This window comes from Mesorhizobium sp. B3-1-8 (assembly GCF_006439495.1).
Lineage (GTDB): Bacteria > Pseudomonadota > Alphaproteobacteria > Rhizobiales > Rhizobiaceae > Mesorhizobium.
On record NZ_VFTK01000013.1, the window covers coordinates 119332 to 137987 of the forward strand.

Annotated in this window: 23 protein-coding genes and 1 other RNA gene; 15 read left to right on the forward strand and 9 right to left on the reverse strand. The window is 63.8% G+C overall.

Annotated elements, in window-relative coordinates:
- The first annotated feature begins 100 nt into the window (after positions 1–100).
- Positions 101–1903: a chloride channel protein gene (locus FJ424_RS14495; protein ID WP_140655083.1), complete on the forward strand. Its 1803-nt coding sequence runs from the start codon at positions 101–103 to the stop codon at positions 1901–1903.
- A 3-nt stretch (positions 1904–1906) separates the two neighbouring features.
- Here the strand turns inward: FJ424_RS14495 and FJ424_RS14500 are convergent, their stop codons facing one another.
- From FJ424_RS14500 to FJ424_RS14515, 4 genes are all read right to left on the reverse strand, one after another.
- Positions 1907–2134: a ribbon-helix-helix domain-containing protein gene (locus FJ424_RS14500; protein ID WP_140655086.1), complete on the reverse strand. Its 228-nt coding sequence runs from the start codon at positions 2132–2134 to the stop codon at positions 1907–1909.
- Between the two features lie 9 nt (positions 2135–2143).
- Positions 2144–2341 (reverse strand): DUF4169 family protein, encoded by a 198-nt coding sequence (locus tag FJ424_RS14505; RefSeq protein ID WP_140655089.1) that lies wholly within the window; start codon positions 2339–2341, stop codon positions 2144–2146.
- Positions 2342–2349: 8 nt separating this feature from the next.
- Complete coding sequence (locus FJ424_RS14510) at positions 2350–2880, reverse strand: SspB family protein (RefSeq protein WP_140644157.1); 531 nt, start codon at positions 2878–2880, stop codon at positions 2350–2352.
- A gap of 116 nt (positions 2881–2996) precedes the next feature.
- Entirely contained in the window at positions 2997–3680 is a 684-nt protein-coding gene (locus FJ424_RS14515) for a TetR/AcrR family transcriptional regulator (RefSeq protein WP_140644159.1), read from the reverse strand.
- Positions 3681–3888: 208 nt separating this feature from the next.
- On the opposite strand from FJ424_RS14515, the gene FJ424_RS14520 reads away from it, so the two are divergent.
- On the forward strand, positions 3889–5094 hold the full coding sequence (locus tag FJ424_RS14520) for a multidrug effflux MFS transporter (RefSeq protein WP_140655092.1): 1206 nt from the start codon (positions 3889–3891) through the stop codon (positions 5092–5094).
- A 46-nt stretch (positions 5095–5140) separates the two neighbouring features.
- Here FJ424_RS14520 and FJ424_RS14525 read toward each other — a convergent pair whose 3' ends face one another.
- Positions 5141–5701, reverse strand: a complete 561-nt coding sequence (locus tag FJ424_RS14525) for an AAA family ATPase (RefSeq protein WP_140655094.1) — start codon at positions 5699–5701, stop codon at positions 5141–5143.
- Between the two features lie 100 nt (positions 5702–5801).
- Positions 5802–6162: a transfer-messenger RNA gene (ssrA, locus tag FJ424_RS14530) on the reverse strand.
- Between the two features lie 168 nt (positions 6163–6330).
- Here ssrA and FJ424_RS14535 point away from each other — a divergent pair.
- Positions 6331–6642: a DUF2853 family protein gene (locus tag FJ424_RS14535; protein ID WP_140644165.1), complete on the forward strand. Its 312-nt coding sequence runs from the start codon at positions 6331–6333 to the stop codon at positions 6640–6642.
- Between the two features lie 143 nt (positions 6643–6785).
- On the forward strand, positions 6786–7580 hold the full coding sequence (locus FJ424_RS14540; RefSeq protein WP_140655097.1) for a thymidylate synthase: 795 nt from the start codon (positions 6786–6788) through the stop codon (positions 7578–7580).
- Between the two features lie 13 nt (positions 7581–7593).
- Here FJ424_RS14540 and FJ424_RS14545 read toward each other — a convergent pair whose 3' ends face one another.
- Positions 7594–7803, reverse strand: coding sequence for a molybdopterin-binding protein (locus tag FJ424_RS14545; RefSeq protein ID WP_140655100.1), 210 nt, complete (start codon positions 7801–7803; stop codon positions 7594–7596).
- Positions 7804–7970: 167 nt separating this feature from the next.
- Between FJ424_RS14545 and modA the strand changes: the two genes are divergently transcribed.
- The 4 genes from modA to FJ424_RS14565 all read left to right on the forward strand — a co-directional run bounded on the left by modA (position 7971) and on the right by FJ424_RS14565 (position 11031).
- Positions 7971–8765, forward strand: coding sequence for a molybdate ABC transporter substrate-binding protein (gene modA, locus FJ424_RS14550; RefSeq protein WP_140655103.1), 795 nt, complete (start codon positions 7971–7973; stop codon positions 8763–8765).
- 22 nt (positions 8766–8787) lie between these two features.
- Positions 8788–9492: a molybdate ABC transporter permease subunit gene (gene modB, locus FJ424_RS14555; RefSeq protein WP_140655107.1), complete on the forward strand. Its 705-nt coding sequence runs from the start codon at positions 8788–8790 to the stop codon at positions 9490–9492.
- Positions 9489–10601, forward strand: a complete 1113-nt coding sequence (modC, locus tag FJ424_RS14560) for a molybdenum ABC transporter ATP-binding protein (protein WP_140655111.1) — start codon at positions 9489–9491, stop codon at positions 10599–10601. Before modB ends, modC begins: the two co-directional genes overlap by 4 nt.
- Before the next feature lie 88 nt (positions 10602–10689).
- Positions 10690–11031: a winged helix-turn-helix domain-containing protein gene (locus tag FJ424_RS14565; RefSeq protein ID WP_040982165.1), complete on the forward strand. Its 342-nt coding sequence runs from the start codon at positions 10690–10692 to the stop codon at positions 11029–11031.
- A gap of 170 nt (positions 11032–11201) precedes the next feature.
- Here the strand turns inward: FJ424_RS14565 and cobF are convergent, their stop codons facing one another.
- Positions 11202–11966, reverse strand: a complete 765-nt coding sequence (gene cobF, locus FJ424_RS14575) for a precorrin-6A synthase (deacetylating) (RefSeq protein ID WP_140655114.1) — start codon at positions 11964–11966, stop codon at positions 11202–11204.
- A 127-nt stretch (positions 11967–12093) separates the two neighbouring features.
- Between cobF and FJ424_RS14580 the strand changes: the two genes are divergently transcribed.
- From FJ424_RS14580 to FJ424_RS14610, 7 genes are all read left to right on the forward strand, one after another.
- Positions 12094–13107, forward strand: a complete 1014-nt coding sequence (locus FJ424_RS14580; RefSeq protein WP_140655117.1) for a DUF4424 domain-containing protein — start codon at positions 12094–12096, stop codon at positions 13105–13107.
- Positions 13107–13625, forward strand: a complete 519-nt coding sequence (locus FJ424_RS14585; protein WP_140655120.1) for a dihydrofolate reductase — start codon at positions 13107–13109, stop codon at positions 13623–13625. The genes FJ424_RS14580 and FJ424_RS14585 overlap by 1 nt, the downstream gene beginning before the upstream one ends.
- Before the next feature lie 248 nt (positions 13626–13873).
- Positions 13874–14989, forward strand: coding sequence for an FtsH protease activity modulator HflK (gene hflK / locus FJ424_RS14590; RefSeq protein ID WP_140644185.1), 1116 nt, complete (start codon positions 13874–13876; stop codon positions 14987–14989).
- A complete protein-coding gene (locus FJ424_RS14595) occupies positions 14989–15930 on the forward strand; it encodes a protease modulator HflC (RefSeq protein ID WP_140655123.1) in 942 nt (313 codons plus the stop codon). The genes hflK and FJ424_RS14595 overlap by 1 nt, the downstream gene beginning before the upstream one ends.
- A gap of 6 nt (positions 15931–15936) precedes the next feature.
- Complete coding sequence (locus tag FJ424_RS14600; RefSeq protein WP_140644189.1) at positions 15937–16122, forward strand: DUF2065 domain-containing protein; 186 nt, start codon at positions 15937–15939, stop codon at positions 16120–16122.
- Between the two features lie 145 nt (positions 16123–16267).
- Entirely contained in the window at positions 16268–17785 is a 1518-nt protein-coding gene (locus tag FJ424_RS14605) for a DegQ family serine endoprotease (RefSeq protein ID WP_140644191.1), read from the forward strand.
- Positions 17786–17829: 44 nt separating this feature from the next.
- Complete coding sequence (locus FJ424_RS14610; protein WP_140655126.1) at positions 17830–18090, forward strand: pilus assembly protein HicB; 261 nt, start codon at positions 17830–17832, stop codon at positions 18088–18090.
- Here FJ424_RS14610 and FJ424_RS14615 read toward each other — a convergent pair whose 3' ends face one another.
- The gene (locus FJ424_RS14615; protein ID WP_140655129.1) at positions 18091–18654 is read right to left on the reverse strand and encodes a GNAT family N-acetyltransferase; all 564 of its coding nucleotides are present in this window, start codon (positions 18652–18654) and stop codon (positions 18091–18093) included.
- Positions 18655–18656: the final 2 nt, after the last annotated feature.

Below are 18656 nucleotides of genomic sequence, written 5' to 3' on the forward strand. Positions count from 1 at the left end.
TGCGGCGATTGAAAACAGCCTTGCAGATTTATATCGTATTACGATATGAGGCCGCCTGAAACCGGACGGCCTTCGCCGCCAGAAAGTTCAGGCTCCCAAGATGAAACCTGCTCACGCCGGCAACGGCAATCTCCGCGACTTCACGACCGATCCGCGTGTTCTGCTGATCGCGGCCATTGCCGTCGTGGTGGCGACCGCTGCGCTCTTCGCCGGCATCGTACTTATGCAGCTCATCCGTCTTGCCACCAACATCGCCTATTTCGGCCAGTTCTCGCTGGCCGAACTCAAGCTCGAGGACTCGCCGCTGGGCTATGCCGCTGTGATCGTCCCGGTGATCGGCGCCCTGATCATCGGCCTGATGGCGCGCTTCGGCAGCGAGAAGATCCGCGGCCACGGCATTCCCGAGGCCATCGAGGCGATCCTGCTCGGGCGCTCGCGGCTCGACGCCAAGGTCGCGGTGCTGAAACCGCTGTCTTCGGCGATCTCGATCGGGTCGGGCGGACCGTTCGGCGCCGAAGGCCCGATCATCATGACCGGCGGCGCCATCGGCTCGCTGATCGCGCAGATGCTGCCGGTCAGCGACAATGAGCGCAAGACGCTGCTGGTGGCGGGTGCGGCGGCCGGCATGACGACGGTTTTCGGCACGCCGATCGCCGCCATCATGCTCGCCGTCGAATTGCTCCTGTTCGAGTGGACGCCGCGCAGCTTCATCCCTGTCGCCGTCGCCGCGATCGTCGCGGAAGTCGAACGCAGCTTGCTTCACCTGCCGAGCCCGATCTTTCCGTTCTCGGGCAGCATGGAGGTCTCGATTGCAGGATTGGGCGGCTGGGTGCTGGTGGGCATTGCCGCCGGGCTGCTTTCGGGCCTGCTGACGCAACTGGTCTATGCCTGCGAGGACGCCTTCCTGAAGCTGCCGATACACTGGATGTGGTGGCCGATGATCGGCGGCCTGGTGGTCGGCATCGGCGGCCTGATCGAGCCGCACGCGCTTGGCGTCGGCTACGACAACATCGCCAATATGCTCGACGGCCGCACCGTCGCCACCGCCGCGCTGCTGCTGCTGGTGGTGAAGGCCGTCATCTGGTCGGTGGCTCTGGGGTCCGGGACCTCGGGCGGCGTGCTGGCGCCGCTGCTCATCATGGGCGGAGCGATGGGTGCGGTGCTCTCGGGCATCCTGCCCGAGGCAAGCCCCGGCTTCTGGCCGCTGCTGGCGATGGCCGCGACCATGGGCGGCACCATGCGCGCGCCGTTGACCGCGACTTTCTTCGCTACCGAGCTCACCGGCAACACGCATGTCCTGGTGCCGCTGATCGCGGCCTGCGCCACCGCCCACGCGGTCACCGTGCTGTTGATGAAGCGCTCGATCCTGACCGAAAAAGTGGCGCGACGCGGGCATCACCTCGTGCGCGAATACCGCGTCGACCCTTTCGCTTTGACAAGGGTCAAGGAAGTGATGACGACGAAGGTCGAGAGCGTGCCGGCGACGATGACGCTGCACGGCGCGGCAACGTTCCTGACCGCGCCGGACACGCGGCACCCGAGCTTCCCGGTGGTCAACGGGGAGGGGCATGTGCTCGGCGTCATCGATCCGCCCGCGATCCTGCGCTGGCGGCGCGCCGGCAAGCATCGCAGCACGACGCTCGGCGAATTGCTCGCCGGCAGCAAGATCACGCTGGCTTATCCGGACGAATATCTGGAGGCGCTTTCCGACAAGCTTCTGCTCGCCAACGTCTCGCATCTGCCGGTCGTCTCACGCGACGATGAACGGCTTGTCGGCTATATCGGCTGGAAAGACATGATGCGGGTAAGGTCGAAAAAGCAGGCGGAGGAGCGCGACCGGTCGGCCCTGCTCAGCTTCGGCGCCAAGCGCAAGGCAGGGCAAAGCGTGGGCGATCCGGCTTAGGCATCACGGCGCCGCGCCGCCGCGTTTCGCCCAGGCCAGCACATAGAGCCTCAGCGCGGACGACAGGTTGGCGTCGCGGGTGCGCGTCTCGTCGATCTCCGCGACCAGGGCCGCGAGCGACAGCGAGCGTTGCCCGGCGATGGCGATGAGATCGTCATAAAAAGGCTGTTCCAGGGAAAAGCTGGTGCGGTGACCGCGGATCGTTACCGAACGTTTTTCGACCGCGGCCATTGCAGGGACTCAGCGCTCGCCGGGGTCGTCGGGTTTTTCCCGGCGATGGCCGGCCACGAATTTCCCGGCCTTTTCCGATGCCAGCCGGTCACGCTCGCGCTCCGTCTTCGAGCGGCCGTGCAGCGCCCGGTTCTCGCCGGACTGGCGTTCTTTCTCGATGCGCGCTTTCTGCTTGCGGGCCTGGCGGAGATTGACGACCTCGCCCATGGCGCTGGCTACTTCTTGCGGAACGCGTCGAGCGAAACGACGTCGGCGCCCTTGCCGCCGGTCTCGGCGACCGCCGGCTTCTTCTCGGCCTCGGCGGCCTTCTTTTTGGATTCCGGCTTCTTCTCGGGGACGACGGCGACCGGCTCGGGCGCCGGAGCGGCGGCCTCGTCTTCGGCGCTCTCCGTCTTGACGTCGAATTCGAGCTCGAAATTGACCGACGGATCGTAGAAGCCGCGCACGGCCGAGAAGGGGATTTCGAGCTTCTCCGGCACGTCGGAGAAGGAAAGTCCGACCTCGAAGCCGGCATCCGTCACCTTCAGGTCCCAATACTGGAACTGGATGACGATGGTCATCTGCTCCGGATAGCGCTCGCGCAGCCTGGACGAGATGCGCACGCCCGGCGCGCCGGTCAGGAAGGTGATGAAGAAATGATGATTGCCCGGAAGGCCAGTGCGCGCGACTTCGGCCAGGACCTTGCGCATGACGCCGCGCAGAGCCTCCTGGGCCAGAATGTCGTAGCGGATGTGGTCGTCGGCCATCTGATGGTCGGGTTCCGTTGAATCGTCCGCATAGCTGTAATCAAGCTTGAGCGCGGCGTAAACCGCATATAGGCGCAAAGCCGTGAGGCCAAGAGGGGCGTCGGCGATTTGATCGCTCAGGCGTGAACGAGCGCCGCCTGTTTGCCGGCCGGCAATTTCTTCCTGGCGAAGGCGCCGAGAAAGGTCCGCACACCGTTGGCGGCGGAGCGCAGCACCTCTTCCTCGGTTGGTAAGCCGCCCAGCATGAAAGTGATCTGAAGCTCGGCGTTGACGAGGGCGAGGAACTGACGCGCCGCGACGTCGGGGTCGCCGATCGACAGGTGACCGGCGAAGGCAAGCCGGGCGAAGCGCGCGGCAAGCGCCGACCAAGTGCGGCCCGGGCCTTGTTCGCGCCATTCGGCAAACAATTCCGGATAGCGCTCGCCTTCGGCCTGGATCAGCTTGCGCAGGAAACGGCCGTCGCGGTTGCAGATGCAGTTGCGGTTCATGCGCACCGCAAAGGCGACCAGGTCGGCTTCCAGGTCCGTAGGCTGGTCGGGAAAGGTGGCGATGGTGGCGAAGATGCCGGCATTACAGCGCTCCGTCAGGTCGCGCACGACGGCGACGAAGAGCTTTTCCTTATCGCCGTGATGGTTGTAGACGGTCTGGCGTGAAACGCCGGCCTCGGCCGCGATCAGGTCGATATTGGCGCCGGCATAGCCTTCCCGACAAAAAACCGAAGCAGCAGCCTCCACCACCGACACCCGCTTGGCCTCATGGCTGCGTGGCGGGAAAGTGTCAGGAGAAATGCCGTGCTTCATGAAAATCTATATAGCGGTGATTGACGAATTGGACAAGCCTGTCTAAATTTGTGGACACAATAACGGGAAGTCTGCGCTACCGAGACGAACAAGTTCGCTCTAGTGACGAATGAATTCGCTCTCAGGTGTCGGATTTCCGCGGGATGGAACGTACTGGGTTCAGACGCCGATATTCGCGGCGGCAACCAGATCCGAAAAGAGCCTTATCATGAGTCCAAAATTCCTCCGCATCGCGGTCGTGCTCGGCTTGTTGTCCGCGATCGGCCCGTTTGCGATCGATATGTATCTCCCCGCGCTGCCTTCGATCGGCCAGGATCTGCATGCCGGCACAGCCGCCGTGCAGATGAGCCTTCTGATCTTCTTCCTGTCGATGGGCTTCGGGCAGATCGTCGTCGGACCGATCTCCGACATGGTCGGCCGCAAGGCTCCGCTTTATGCCGGCCTTGCGCTGTTCATGGTCGGCGGCGTCGGCTCGGCGATGGCGCCGACCATCGAGTGGCTGATCGCCTTCCGCTTCCTTCAGGGTCTTGGCGCCAGCGCCGGCATGGCGGTGCCGCGCGCCATCGTGCGCGACCTGCACACCGGCAACGAGGCCGCCAAGCTGATGTCGCTTCTGATGCTGGTGTTCTCGGTGTCGCCGATCCTGGCGCCGCTGACCGGCAGCCAGATCATCGAGAGTTTTGGTTGGCGCGCCGTGTTCTGGACGGTGACGGGTGCCGCTGCTTTGGCCACCATCCTGCTTGCCACCTCGCTCAAGGAGACGCGGCCGGTCGAAGAGCGCGCCGGCTCGTCCTTCGGTACGGCGCTTGCCGGCTACCGCTACCTGATGGGCGACCGCAACTTCCTCGGCCTTGTGGCGATCGCGGGCTTCGGCATTGCGAGCTTCTTCGTCTATCTGTCGAGCTCGTCCTTCATCCTGATCGACCATTACGGCCTGTCGCCGTCGGTCTACAGCGTGTTCTTCTCGATCAACGCGGTGGCCTTCATCGGCATGTCGCAGTTGACCGGGATGCTGGCCGATCGCTTCGGGCTGAAGCGCGTCGTCTGGGTGGCGGTCACCGGCTATGCCACGGTCATGGTGGCGCTGTTCGCCATCATGGCCTCGGGTGTCGACCGGCTCGACGTGATGGCCGCGCTGCTCTTCGTCGGCTACGGCTTCCTTGGCCTCGTCATCCCGACAACCTCGGTGCTGGCGATGGAAGAGCATGGCGAGATCGCCGGCACGGCCTCGGCGCTGATGGGCACGCTGCATTTCGCCATCGGCGCACTGGCGATGGGCGTCGCCGGCATCTTCTTCGACGGCACGCCGCTGCCGATGGTGGCGGGCATCACGCTCTGCGCGGTGATTTCCTTCACGCTGGCCAAGCTGACGCTCGGCCGCGAGCGCGAAGCGGTCGAGGCGCCGGCGGAGTAGGCAATCATAGACAAGACAGAAAAAGGCCGGGCTTGCCCGGCCTTTTTCATGTCTGTTGCAAGCCGGCCTGATCGATGACGAAGCGCAACCGTTCCTCGACCGGAGCGAGAGGCAACGGCACCAGTTCGTAACCGAGTTCCACATAGACGCCGGTCACCGAGCGGAATGTGCGCTCGGCCTCGTCGAGCGTCTGCTTGCGCTCCTCGTCCTGGGTGAAGATCTCCGGCCAGAGTGGCGCGACGAAGACGCGGCGCGCGTAGCGGAATTTCCTCGCAGCGCTTGTGAGGTGGTCCGGCACCGGCAGGCCGCAGAGTCTGAGATAGCCAATGGTGTCGGGCGCGCCGCGGTCGAAGAAGACCGGGCCAGGAGGTTCGGCATGCGCGGCCTGCCAGGAGCGCAGCTCCCACGACAGCATCAGCTCGGCAAAGAGCGCGCGATCCTGCCAGGGTAGGGCAGGGCCGCCGATGGCCATCTGGTCGCGGATGATGCCGCGCCCGGCCTCAGGCGCCGTCGCGAAGCCCTGGGCCCGCAGCGCTTCGATCAAGGTGGTCTTGCCGGAACCTGGACCGCCGGTCAGCACGAAGAATCGGCCGCAATCGTTTCGCATCGCTTGTCCATTGAGGATGGGCGGCAAGGCTGTACGCCGCGCATCAAGCGCCGGACGAGCCTTGGCCGTTCGGTTGGTGGGAAGAAGCAAAAGAGGGGAAGGTGGAGGTTTCTGTTGCCAGGTACCTCCGAACCCCGCCTAGAAGTGCGAACCGCTAGGGCTTGATTTGAAGCGTTCGCGCCGCATTAAGCAGCGAGACGAGCTTCCGCATAGTTGTCGTTGGCAACTATAAGTTTAGCCCGATGACGGTGGTACAATGCCGGGCAAAAGTACGATCTTTACACCTTCGTCGATCCTATTTCGCCCCCAGCAAAAGCCGCTCCGTCAGCCAGAGCGGTTTTTGGTGGAGGCGCCGGGTACCGCCCCCGGGTCCGAACGGCTTATTTCATCGCCTGTTTATCGCCATAGTCGGTCAAGCCGACGAAACGAATATAGGGATCGATAACGGAAAAAGAAAGGCCAAACCGGCGCTTATCCGGTTATGCCAAACTGCGCAGCCAAGGGTTGACTTGCGCGCCCACTCAATCAAATCTCGCTGCCGGTGAGGAGTCTCTGACCTAACGCACAGGTTGCGTAGCGCGCCACAACCCTCACCGATCGGATCGGTGGCGCCGACGAGGGGAAGTTTGATGGCCGACTATCTTGCGGATGTGAAGAAATACGACGCCGGCGCCAGCGCCGACGCGGTCGATAAGATCGTCAAGCATCTGGGCATTGCGCTCAGGAACCGCGATTCCTCGCTGGTGTCCTGCACCGACCCGAAGGAACTCGACCGCGTGCGGGAGAACTGGATCGGCAAGAAGCTCGGCATCGCGGATGCCGCAAAGGCGAATGCGTCGATCGAGAAGACCTGCAAGGCAATGCACGCCGACAACACCAAGAGCCGCGTGACCTTCTATTATCTGGTTGCCAAGGACCTCGGCAAACTCGGCTCTCTGTAAGGCACTGCCATCCGGCGGCCGGCACGAACCCGTGCCGGCGCCGTTGGTTTTTTGGCGCGACCCACATCCGTAGCCTGCTTTGCGGTGTTCGATCGGCTGTCGGTCGGGTATGATTGCCTGTTACCCGAATCGAGGCGGAGCCGATGCGCCAATATCTCGACCTCTTGAAGCATGTGCTGGAGAACGGCGCCGACCGCGGCGACCGCACCGGAACAGGCACGCGCTCGGTATTCGGCTACCAGATGCGCTTCGACCTTTCGCGCGGCTTTCCGGTCACGACCACGAAGAAGCTGCATCTGAAGTCGATCATCCACGAGCTTTTGTGGTTCCTGGCCGGCGACACCAACATCAAATATCTCAACGACCATGGCGTCACCATCTGGGACGAATGGGCCGATGAGAACGGCGATCTTGGACCGGTCTACGGCAAGCAATGGCGCTCATGGCCGGACGGGCATGGCGGCGAGATCGACCAGATCGCGGGCCTTTTGAAGGAGATGCGCAAGAATCCTAACTCGCGCCGGCTGATCGTCTCGGCCTGGAACCCGGCCGAAGTCGAGGCGATGGCGCTGCCGCCCTGCCACTGCCTGTTCCAGTTCTATGTCTCAGAGGGCCGGCTCTCGTGCCAGCTTTACCAACGCTCGGCCGATATCTTCCTCGGCGTGCCATTCAACATCGCTTCCTATGCCTTGCTCACCATGATGGTGGCGCAGGTGACCGGGCTGAAGCCCGGCGATTTCGTCCACACACTGGGCGACGCGCATCTTTATTCGAACCATTTCGAGCAGGCGCAGGAGCAGATGCTGCGCACGCCCAAGGCCTTACCAACGATGTGGATCAATCCGGAGGTGAAAGACCTCTTCGCCTTCCGCTTCGAGGATTTCCGGCTCGAGAACTATTTCGCGGATGCGAGCATCAAGGCGCCGATCGCCGTATGAGCCAGCCTTCGGCTCAGTCGATGCCGACCATGACGTCCGAGGCCTTGATCACCGCATAGGCCTGCTTGCCTTTTTCGAGCGCGAGGTCGGCGACCTCTTCGTTGGTGATCGAGGCGGTGACGATGACGCCGCCGCCGATGTCGATCCTGACATGCGAGGTGGTGGCTCCCTTGACGATCTCGGTGACCTTACCCTTGAGGATGTTGCGGGCGCTGATCTTCATGCGTCTCTCCTTAAAGCTTCGCCGTTCCGTTTCGCATTCATCGCAGGCCGAGACCACGCCGGCGCACAACATCATGGCAGGCGAAAAGCCTTCCCTTGTTATGTTCATGCGGATATATCGATGCGAGGCTTTGCGCTGTACGGATTTTGAAACCAGGGAGAGATTCCATGACGGGCAAGGGTTTTGGGTTGAAGGCGGCAGCTATTGGCGGTCTGGCGACAATGCTGATGGCGGCGGTACCGGCGGCCCATGCCGACGACAAGGTGATCGTATTTGCCGCGGCTAGCCTCAAGGACGCGCTCGACGCGGTCGACAAGGCCTGCGAGCCGGAAGTCGGCGAAGCCGCCACCATTTCCTACGCGGCGAGCTCGGCCTTGGCCAAGCAGATCGAAGGCGGCGCGCCGGCCGACGTTTTCGTCTCGGCCGACCTCGACTGGATGAAGTATCTCTCCGACAAGAAGCTGACCAAGCCGGATACCGAAGTGAAGCTGCTCGGCAACCAGATCGTGCTGGTGGCGCCGAAGGATTCCACGGTCGAGACCAAGGTCGAGAAGGGCTTTGACCTTGCCAAGCTGATCGGCGACGGCAAGCTTGCCATGGGCGATTTCAAGGCCGTGCCCGCCGGCAAATACGGCAAGGCGGCGCTGGAATCGCTGGGCGTCTGGTCGTCGGTCGAAGGCAAGGTCGCGCAGGCCGAGAATGTGCGCGCCGCGCTGAAGCTGGTGTCGACGGGCGAGGCGGCGCTGGGCATCGTCTATGCCACCGACGCGCATGCCGAAAAGGGCGTCAAGGTCGTCGGTAACTTCCCGGAAGATTCGCATCCGCCGATCGTCTACCCGATTGCCCAGACCGCGGATTCGAAGGACAAGGATACGGCTGCCTTCCTGAAATGCGTCGAGTCGGCCAAGGCCGCCGAGCTCTTCAAGGAGCAGGGTTTTACGGTGCTCGCGCCGAGCAACTGAGAAAGACCTCGCAGACATAGCTATGAATTGGCTGTTGGACCTCACTCCCGACGAATGGAATGCGGTCCGGCTGTCGATCAAGGTGGCTACGGTGGCGATGCTCGCCAGCCTGCCGCCCGGCATCCTGCTCGCGCTCCTGCTCGCGCGGGGGCGTTTCTGGGGCAAGACCCTGCTCAACGGGCTGGTGCATCTGCCGCTGATCCTGCCGCCGGTGGTGACCGGCTATCTGCTCTTGCTCACCTTCGGCCGGCGTGGCCCGGCCGGCGCCTTCCTTGCCGAGCATTTCGGCATCGTCTTCTCGTTCCGCTGGACGGGCGCGGCATTGGCCTGCGGGGTGATGGGCTTTCCGCTGATGGTGCGGGCCATCCGGCTCTCGATCGAGGCTGTCGACCGCAGAATCGAGGCGGCGGCCGGCACGCTCGGCGCCAATCCGTTCTGGGTGTTCGCCACCATCACGCTGCCGCTGATCCTGCCCGGCCTGATCGCAGGTGCGGTCCTTTCCTTCGCCAAGGCGATGGGCGAATTCGGCGCCACCATCACCTTCGTCTCCAACATCCCCAACGAAACGCAGACGCTGCCCTCGGCGATCTACACCTTCACACAGGTGCCGGGCGGCGATGAAGGGGCGCTCAGGCTGACGCTGATCTCGATCGTCATCTCGATGGTCGCGCTGGTCGCTTCGGAAGTGTTGGCGCGGCGGGTCGGCCGGCGAATGGACATCGAATGACGCTCTCCGTCGATATCCAGCATCGCCTCGGCGATTTCGCCGTGGAGGCGCGTTTCGAGAGCGCCGGCCGGCTGACGGCGCTGTTCGGGCCGTCCGGTTCGGGCAAGTCGACGCTGATCAATCTGATCGCGGGCCTGATCCGTCCGGACAAAGGCCGTATCTCGGTCGACGGCAAGGTGCTGGTCGACACCGCCGCGCGCATCTTCGTGCCGATGCACAAGCGGCGGATCGGCATGGTGTTCCAGGACGCGCGGCTGTTCCCGCATATGAGCGTCGCCGGCAATCTGCGCTACGGCCGCTGGTTCACGCCGGCTTCCGAGCGCTACGCCAAGATGGATGCGGTGGTCGACCTGCTCGGCATCGGTCGCCTGCTCGACCGGCGGCCGGCGAAACTGTCGGGCGGCGAAAGGCAGCGGATCGCGATCGGCCGCGCGCTGCTTACCAGCCCGAAAATGCTTCTGATGGACGAACCGCTCGCCTCGCTCGACGAGGCGCGCAAGGCCGAGATCCTTCCCTATATCGAGCGGTTGCGCGACGAGACGAAGATCCCGATCGTCTATGTCAGCCATTCCGTCGCCGAGGTGGCGCGGCTGGCGAGCGACGTCATGGTGCTTTCGCAGGGCAAGGTTGCGGCCGCGGGCCCGACAGAGGCGATCATGCGGCGGCTCGACCTGTTGCCGGCGGAGGAACGCGGCGAGGGTGGTGCCGTGCTCGATACCAAGGTCCTGCGCCACGACGAGGCTTTCGGCATGACGGTGCTTGCCTCGCAGGCCGGCGAGATCCGCGTGCCGAAACTGGCGCGGCCGGCCGGTGCTTCGGTTCGCATACGCGTCCGCGCCCGCGACGTGATGGTCGCCATCGAGAAACCCGCCGGACTCAGCGCGCTCAATATCCTGGAGGGAACAATCGTCAGCATGAAGCCCGGCGAGGGGCCAGAGGTCGAAATCGGCATCGATTGCCACGGCGCGGTTGTGATCGCGCGGATCACGGAACAATCGCGGCAGGCGCTTGGTCTCAAGCTGGGAAGCGAGGTCTTCGCGGTCATCAAAACGGTGAGCTTCGATCGCGCAAACACCGGCGCCGGCCTGCCGGCCGAAGCCGACGTTTGAGGATCTCGATCATGTCGCTATGTATATTTGGAATAGCGCTTGCTTCGCATAGAGACTATTGTCGTGCCGTGGAAGCCGAGGAGATGAAATGCCGTCGCTCAGCCTGCGGATAAATCTCGACCCCGACGGCCGAATCGGCCCGGGCAAGATCGAACTTCTGGAGCAGATCGCCGCCTTCGGCTCGATCTCGGCCGCGGCACGCGGCATGGAGATGTCCTACAAGCATGCCTGGGATCTGGTCGAAGACATGAACCGCGTGTTCGGCAAGCCGCTGGTCGCGGCGCAGACCGGCGGCCGCAAAGGCGGCGGCGCGCAACTGACGTCGGTGGGTTTGGCGGTCGTCAGCCGGTTTCGCGCCATAGAGCGAGCCGCTTCATCGGCCGCCGCAGTCCATATGCAGGCCCTGCAGGCGGAGATCGATGCGGGATAAGGCAAGGCAGTAGGCAGTAGGCAGTAGGCAGTAGGCAGTAGGCAGTAGGCAGTAGGCAGTAGGCAGTAGGCAGTAGGGGTATGGTGTCCTGGATGCTCGAAATCGAGGCCCCTATCGCCTCCATTATCTTACTGCCTATTCCCTACTGCCTACTGCCTACTGCCTACTGCCTAATCCCCTGGCTTCCTCAGCAGGTAGGTGTCCATGATCCAGCCCTTCTTTCGCCGGGCTTCCTCGCGAACCCTTTCGATTTCGGCGCTGACATCGCCCAGCCGGCCGGAAATGACGATCTCGTCCGGCGTGCCGAGGTAGGCGCCCCACTGGATGAGGACGTCTCGGTCCGCCAGCGTGTTGAAGGCGCATTTGCCGTCGAGCATGACCACGGTCGAGCCGGCATTGGCGGCCAGGCCTTCCTCGGTCAGCCGCCGGCCGGTGGTGACCAGGATCGAATCGCCGATGCGATTGAGCGCGGTCGCGTGGGCGGCGGCCAGCGCCTGGATCGCGGTGATGCCGGGGATGACTTCGAGCTCGAAACCGACATTGCCTCTGAGGCGAACGCGTTCGAGGATACGCAGCGCGCTGTCATAGAGCGACGGATCGCCCCAGATCAGGAACGCACCGCAACCGTCGTCGGCAAGCTCGTCGCGGATCAACGCCTCATAGATCTCGGCGATCGCCTCGTGCCAGTCGTCGACGGTTGCCCGGTAAGACGATGTCGGTTCGGCCCGGACCGGTACATCGAACTCGACCCGGCGCGATTTCGGATTGGTGACGAAGCGGTCGCATATCTGCCGACGCAAATCAGCAAGATCGTTCTTCTTCGTTCCCTTGTCGGGAATGAACAGCGCGTCGGCGCGGTTCAGGCCGTTGATGGCCTGTACAGTCATGTGGTCGGGATTGCCGGCGCCGATGCCGATGACGAGAAGCTTGCGCATGGCGCTCTCCTGCCCGATCGATGGCGCGGTGTCCAGAAGTCCCGATGCCCGATGACGAAGGGCTTTGAAACGGCGCACTGAAACGGTAGATGAAAAGACGCCCGGTATCGCCGTCGAGGAGGGGTCCATGTTACGCACCGTACTGACCGCAGCGCTGGCAATCATGGCCGCTCCGGCCTTCGCCAATGATTCCGTCGCCGAGCTCGGCACCGGCGGCCTGATCCTGTCGCGCAGCGACGCCGTCGCCATGCAGAGCGAGGATCTTTTCATCTCGCCGGAGAAGGTGGCGGTCGACTATGTGTTCCGCAACAACACCGACAAGGATGTCAGCTCCATCGTCGCGTTCCCGATGCCCGACATCGAGGGCGATCCGAACGAGATGCCGGCGATCCCGGAAGCAGAGAGCGACAATTTCCTCGGCTTCGAGGTGACGATCGACGGCGTCGACGCGAAGCCGCAGCTCGAGCAAAGGGCGTTTGCGCTCGGCATCGACATCACCGCGGACCTCAAGGCGCAGAACGTACCGCTCTATCCGTTCGGCGACGCCGCCAAGGCGGCGCTGGCGAAGCTGCCCAAGGATGTCGCCGAGGATTGGGAAAACCGTGGCATCGTCATCGAGGATACCGCCGATGACGGCTCGGGCATGAAAACCGCCTATGCGCCGTTCTGGCAATTGCGCTCGACCTATTGGTGGCGCTCGACCTTCCCGGCCAACAAGGAAGTCCATGTTTCGCATCGCTATAAGCCCAGCGTCGGCGGCACTTCCTCGGTCAGTTTCTTCTCCGACGGCCAGTTCCAGGGCCAGTATGCGGCCTACAAGACCCGCTATTGCATGGACGGCGCATTCGAGAATGCGGTGCGCAAGGCGGCCAAGGCAAATCCGGATGGTTATCCGAAATATTACGAGAGCCGCATCGCCTACATCCTGACCACGGGGGGTAATTGGGCCTCCGGCAATATCGGTAACTTCAAGCTGACGATCGACAAGGGCAGCCCCAAAAACCTCGTCTCCTTCTGCGGCGACAATGTCAAAAAGGTCGGACCGACGACGTTCGAGATCACCGCGAAGGATTTCTATCCCGAGCACGACATCGACATCCTGCTGCTGGAGCCGTCGGATAATGGCGGGAATGGCGGCTGATGGACATCGCGATCTATGTCGCCATCGCCGAAAACGGCGTGATCGGCCGCGAAGGCGGCCTGCCGTGGCGGCTTTCCACCGATCTCAAGCGGTTCAAGGCCGACACGATGGGCAAGCCGATCATCATGGGCCGCAAGACCTATGAAGGCATCGGCCGGCCGCTGCCCGGCCGTCTCAACATCGTGGTGACGCGCGACAAAACCTGGCGGGCCGAGGGCATCGAGGTGGCCCACTCGCTGGATGACGCGATCGCGCTGGCCGGGGTGCGCGGCCGCTGCATGGCGGGCGCGCAGGAGATCTGCGTGGTCGGTGGCGGCGAGATCTACGCCCAGGCTTTGCCGCTCGCCGACCGGCTGCATGTGACGCATGTGCTGGCCAGCGTCGATGGCGACGCGCATTTCCCGCCGATCGACCCAAATGTCTGGCAAGTCGTCAGCGCCGAGGATTTTCCCGCCGGCGAGAAGGACAGCCACGCCACGCGTTACACGGTTTACGAGCGCCGACGCGACGATCGTTGACGACGACAAAGGGTCGCTACCGATCCAAATCGCACGGAGACGATGACACATCGCGTTGAAAGCGGGTCAAGGCGTCCCTATAGAAGAACGATGTTGCAGCGGTACAGCGTCCAACCATACGCGCAAGAGGCCGACGTAATACTTTGATTTTGGCGCATGATTCCTTTTCGAAAACCGATATGGGTTTTCCGGGTCATGCGTTAGGATTGCGCCGCAAGGCCTGAGGGAACCGGAGCGAAAGGACATTCATGCCCTGGAACGACAAGAGCGGTGGCGGCGGCCCATGGGGCGGCGGCGGCAATCAGGGGCCCTGGGGGCAGGGACCGAAAGGGCCAAGCGGCCCGCAGGGTTCGCCCCCCGATCTTGAGGATATCATCCGCCGCGGCCAGGACAGGCTGCGGCGCGCGCTTCCGGGAGGCGGCGGCGCTAGCCCGGCCGTGCTTGGGCTGATCGCGCTGGCCCTCATCGTGCTGTGGGCCTTCAAGGCGATCTACACCGTGCAGCCCGACGAAGTTGCGGTCGAACTGCGCTTCGGCCAGCCGAAGACCGAGCTTTCGCAGCCAGGCCTGCATTTCCACTGGTGGCCGATCGAAACGGTCGAGACCGCCAAGATCTCCGAGCAGCTCGTCAGCATCGGCGGCGGCTCGAGCAGCGGCTCCGGGCTGATGCTCTCGGGCGACCAGAACATCGTCAACGTGCAGTTCTCGGTCGCCTACCAAGTCTCCGATCCCAAAGCCTATCTGTTCGATGTCTCCGATCCCGACGGCATGCTGACCCAGGTCGCCGAGAGCGCCATGCGCGAAGTCGTCGGCCGGCGGCCGGCGCAGGACATCTTCCGCGACGACCGCCAGGGTATCGCAACCGGGGTGCGCGAGATCATCCAGGGCACGCTCGACGGCTACAAGACCGGTCTCCAGGTCAACGCAGTCTCGATCGAGGACGCGGCACCACCGCGTGAGGTGGCCGACGCGTTCGACGAGGTGCAGCGCGCCGAGCAGGACGAGGACAAGTTCGTCGAGCAGGCCAACCAGTATTCCAACCAGAAGCTCGGCCAGGCGCGCGGCCAGGCGGCGCAGGTCCGCGAGGACGCCGCCGCCTACAAGAACCGCGTCGTGCAGGAGGCGGAAGGCGAGGCGCAGCGCTTTATCTCCGTCTACAACGAGTACGCCAAGGCGCCCGACGTCACGCGCAAGCGCCTTTATCTCGAAACCATGGAGAAGATCCTGAAGGACTCGAACAAGGTCGTCGTCGAACAGGGCAACGGTCAGGGCGTGCTGCCTTACCTGCCGCTGCCGGCATTGCAGCCGAAAGCACAGCCGGCGCCGGCCCCTATGGGCGGCGTCACGACGGGAGGTAACCAGTGATGGCCAACCGTCTTCCCATCATCGCCGTGATCGCGGCCGTCCTTCTGTTCCTGCTCTATTCGTCGGTGTTCGTGGTCAATGCCGGCCAGCAAGCCATCGTGCTCAGGTTCGGCGAGATCATCGACGTCAAGAGCGAGCCCGGCATCTACTTCAAGGCGCCGTTCGCCTTCTTCGATGCCGACAGCGTGCAAATGGTCGAGAAGCGGGTGATGCGCTTCGACCTCGACAACATCCGCGTCCAGGTCTCGGGCGGCAAGTTCTACGAGGTCGATGCTTTCATCGCCTACCGCATCTCGGATCCGCGCACCTTCCGCGCGGCGGTGTCCGGTCAGGTCGAACTGGCCGAAGCCCGCCTGAGGACGCGTCTCGACGCGGCGCTGCGCCGTGTCTACGGCCTGCGCGACTTCGAAGCCGCTCTTTCGGAAGAGCGCGGCAACATGATGCGCGAGGTGCGCGATCAGCTTCGTCCCGACGCGACCTCGCTCGGCCTCGACATCGAGGACGTGCGCATCCGCCGGACCGATCTGACGGCGGAGGTCTCGCAGCAGACCTATGACCGCATGAAGGCCGAGCGCCTGGCGGAAGCCGAGCGCCTGAGGGCTCGCGGCAACGAGGCGGCGCAGCGCATCAGGGCGCGAGCCGACCGCGAGGTCGTCGAGATCATCGCCGAGGCGCAGAAGGAATCGGAAATCCTGCGCGGCGAGGGCGAGGCGCAGCGCAGCGCGACCTTCGCCGACGCCTACAAGCGCGATCCGGCCTTCTTCGACTTCTATCGCTCGATGAACGCCTACGGCACGGCGTTGGACAACACCGGAACGACGATGGTGCTCTCGCCCGAATCCGAGTTCTTCCGCTACTTCCGCGATCCGGACAGCAAGCCCGGGCCGGCACCTGCCGCGCCTGCGACACCACCTGCAACGCAACCTGGCACCGCCCAGTAGCGGGCGGTGCAGGATTTTCTGGCGGCAATCGGCCTGGTCCTCGTGATCGAAGGGCTGGTCTATGGAGGGTTTCCGGCTTTGGCCCGGAAACTCGCTACTGAAGTGCTGTCGGTGCCGGAAAATGTGCTGCGGATCGGCGGGCTGGCGGCGATCGCCATCGGCGTCGGCATCGTCTGGCTGGTCCGCGGTTGATGAAATTCCTTGGTGCCGAAGCGATTGACGATTTATCTTCCGCCGATAGCTATAGCCGCAAACGTGCCTTATTTCTTGCCAACATGAATCGGACAGGCGCCTTTGCGGATGCGTCGTTCCTTTTCTGAAACACCGGGAGGCCACGATGATATCCGACACCCTGTTGCGCGCGGCGCGGCGCACCTTCTTCGCCGGCGCCACGGCATTCGCAGTCGGCATCGTTGCCGTTCCGTCCTTCGTCACGCCGACGATCGCCTCCGACGGTCCGCCTTCGGTCGCCGATCTGGCCGAGCGCCTGCTTGGCGCGGTGGTCAACATCTCGACTTCGCAAACGGTGAAAGGCACGGAAGGGCCGGGCGCGGTGCCGATGCCGCAGCTGCCAGAGGGCTCGCCGTTCCAGGACTTCTTCGACGATTTCTTCAAGAACCGTGGCGGCGACAAGGGCGGTGCCGCGCAGAAAGTGCAGTCGCTCGGCTCCGGCTTCGTCATCGACGCCGAGCAGGGCATCGTCGTGACCAACAACCATGTCATCGCCGATGCCGACGATATCGAGGTCAATTTCTCCGACGGCATCACGCTGAAGGCGACGCTGGTCGGCACCGACACCAAGACCGATGTCGCGGTGCTGAAGGTCGACCCCAAGGGCCACAAGCTGACGGCGGTGAAATTCGGCGATTCCACCAAGATGCGCGTCGGCGACTGGGTGATGGCGATCGGCAATCCGTTCGGCCTGGGCGGCACGGTCACGGTCGGCATCGTCTCGGCGCGCAACCGCGACATCAATTCCGGCCCCTATGACGATTTCATCCAGACCGACGCCGCCATCAACCGCGGCAATTCCGGCGGCCCGCTGTTCGACGCCGAGGGCGAAGTCATCGGCATCAACACGGCGATCATCTCGCCGTCGGGCGGGTCGATCGGCATCGGTTTCTCCATCCCCTCGCAGCTTGCCGCCGGCGTCGTCGACCAGCTTCGCCAGTATGGCGAGACGCGGCGCGGCTGGCTCGGCGTGCGCATCCAGCCGGTGACGGACGACATCGCCGAAAGCCTCGGCATGGCAACCGCCAAGGGTGCGCTGGTGGCCGGCGTCATCAAGGGCGGGCCGGTCGACAACGGTTCGGTGCAGGCCGGCGACGTCATCATCAAGTTCGACGGCAAGGACATCCACGAAATGCGCGACCTGCCGCGTGTCGTGGCCGAAAGCCCGGTCGGCAAGGCGGTCGACGTCGTCATCGTGCGCAAGGGCGTCGAGCAGACCGTCAAGGTGACGCTCGGACGGCTCGAGGACAGTGAGAAGCTGGCCAGCGGCGAGAACGGCAACACCGACCAGGACAAGGGCGACAAGGCGACGCCTCCGGTATCGACGGCTTCGGTGCTCGGCATGACGGTCGGCGAGCTCAATGACCAGACGCGGCAGAAGTTCGGCATCGCGGCCGACGTGTCCGGCGTGGTCATCACCGATGTCGCCAAGAATTCGGCGGCGGCCGAGCGCGGCATCCAGCCTGGCGAGGTGATCACCGAGATCGCGCAGGAATCGGTCGGCACGCCGAAGGACGTGATGGACCGGATCGGCGCGCTGAAGGAGCAAGGCCGCAAGAACGCGCTCTTGATGCTGGCTTCGAAGACCGGCGAACTGCGCTTCGTGACGATCCGGATGGATTGAGTCCGGCTTGCTAGCCCGGCCGAGTTGCTGGAAGGAACACGAACATGAGCAAGGCAACATATCCTTTGAAGCTGCCCCTCTCGGTCAAGGAAGCGGCGGCGCGCCTGGCAAAAGCGGACGGTGTCTCGCTCAATCAGTGGATCGCCTCGGCCGTGGCAGAAAAGATCGGTGCTATGGAGACTGCGGCCGATTTCCTACGCCGACGGGCGGGCAATGCATCCGGCGCGGATTTTGCCAGGATTCTCGATCAGGTCCCGGATGGTCCGCCACAGTCCGGAGACGAACGTCCTTCTGAGAGGCATTGATCAGATACGCCGTGCCTGCCAATCCTCGCGCGACAGCCTGTACATGACATGCCGCTTGAGATGCGGATGGCTATCGGGGACGGCGGGATGGTCGAAATCGGCGGCGGGATCGACTCGCATGCCGAGCCGCTTCATGACAGCGATGGAGCGATGATTGTCAGCAACCGCGAACGACACGATTTCGCCGACGCCAAGCGTTCCGAAGCCATAGGCGAGCCAAGCTTCCGACGCCTCGGTGACGTAGCCCTTGCCCCAGAATTCGGGTGCCAGCCGCCAGCCGATCTCGATGGTGCCGGGCGCCAGCACGTCGATGTCTTCCGTTCCGGACAAACCGACAAAGCCGATGCATTCGCCGGTCGCGGCAATCTCGGCCGCGGCGAAGCCGTAGCCATCCTCATCGATCCAGGCGCGGACCTCGTCCATCTTGGCATCCGCCGCGGCACGGTCGCGGCGGAACGGGAAGAATTCCATCACGCGCTCGTCGGAGTTGATGCGATGGAAAAGCGCGCGGTCGCGCTCTTCCCAATTGCGCAGGATGAGACGCTCGGTGCGTATCGGCGTCATTG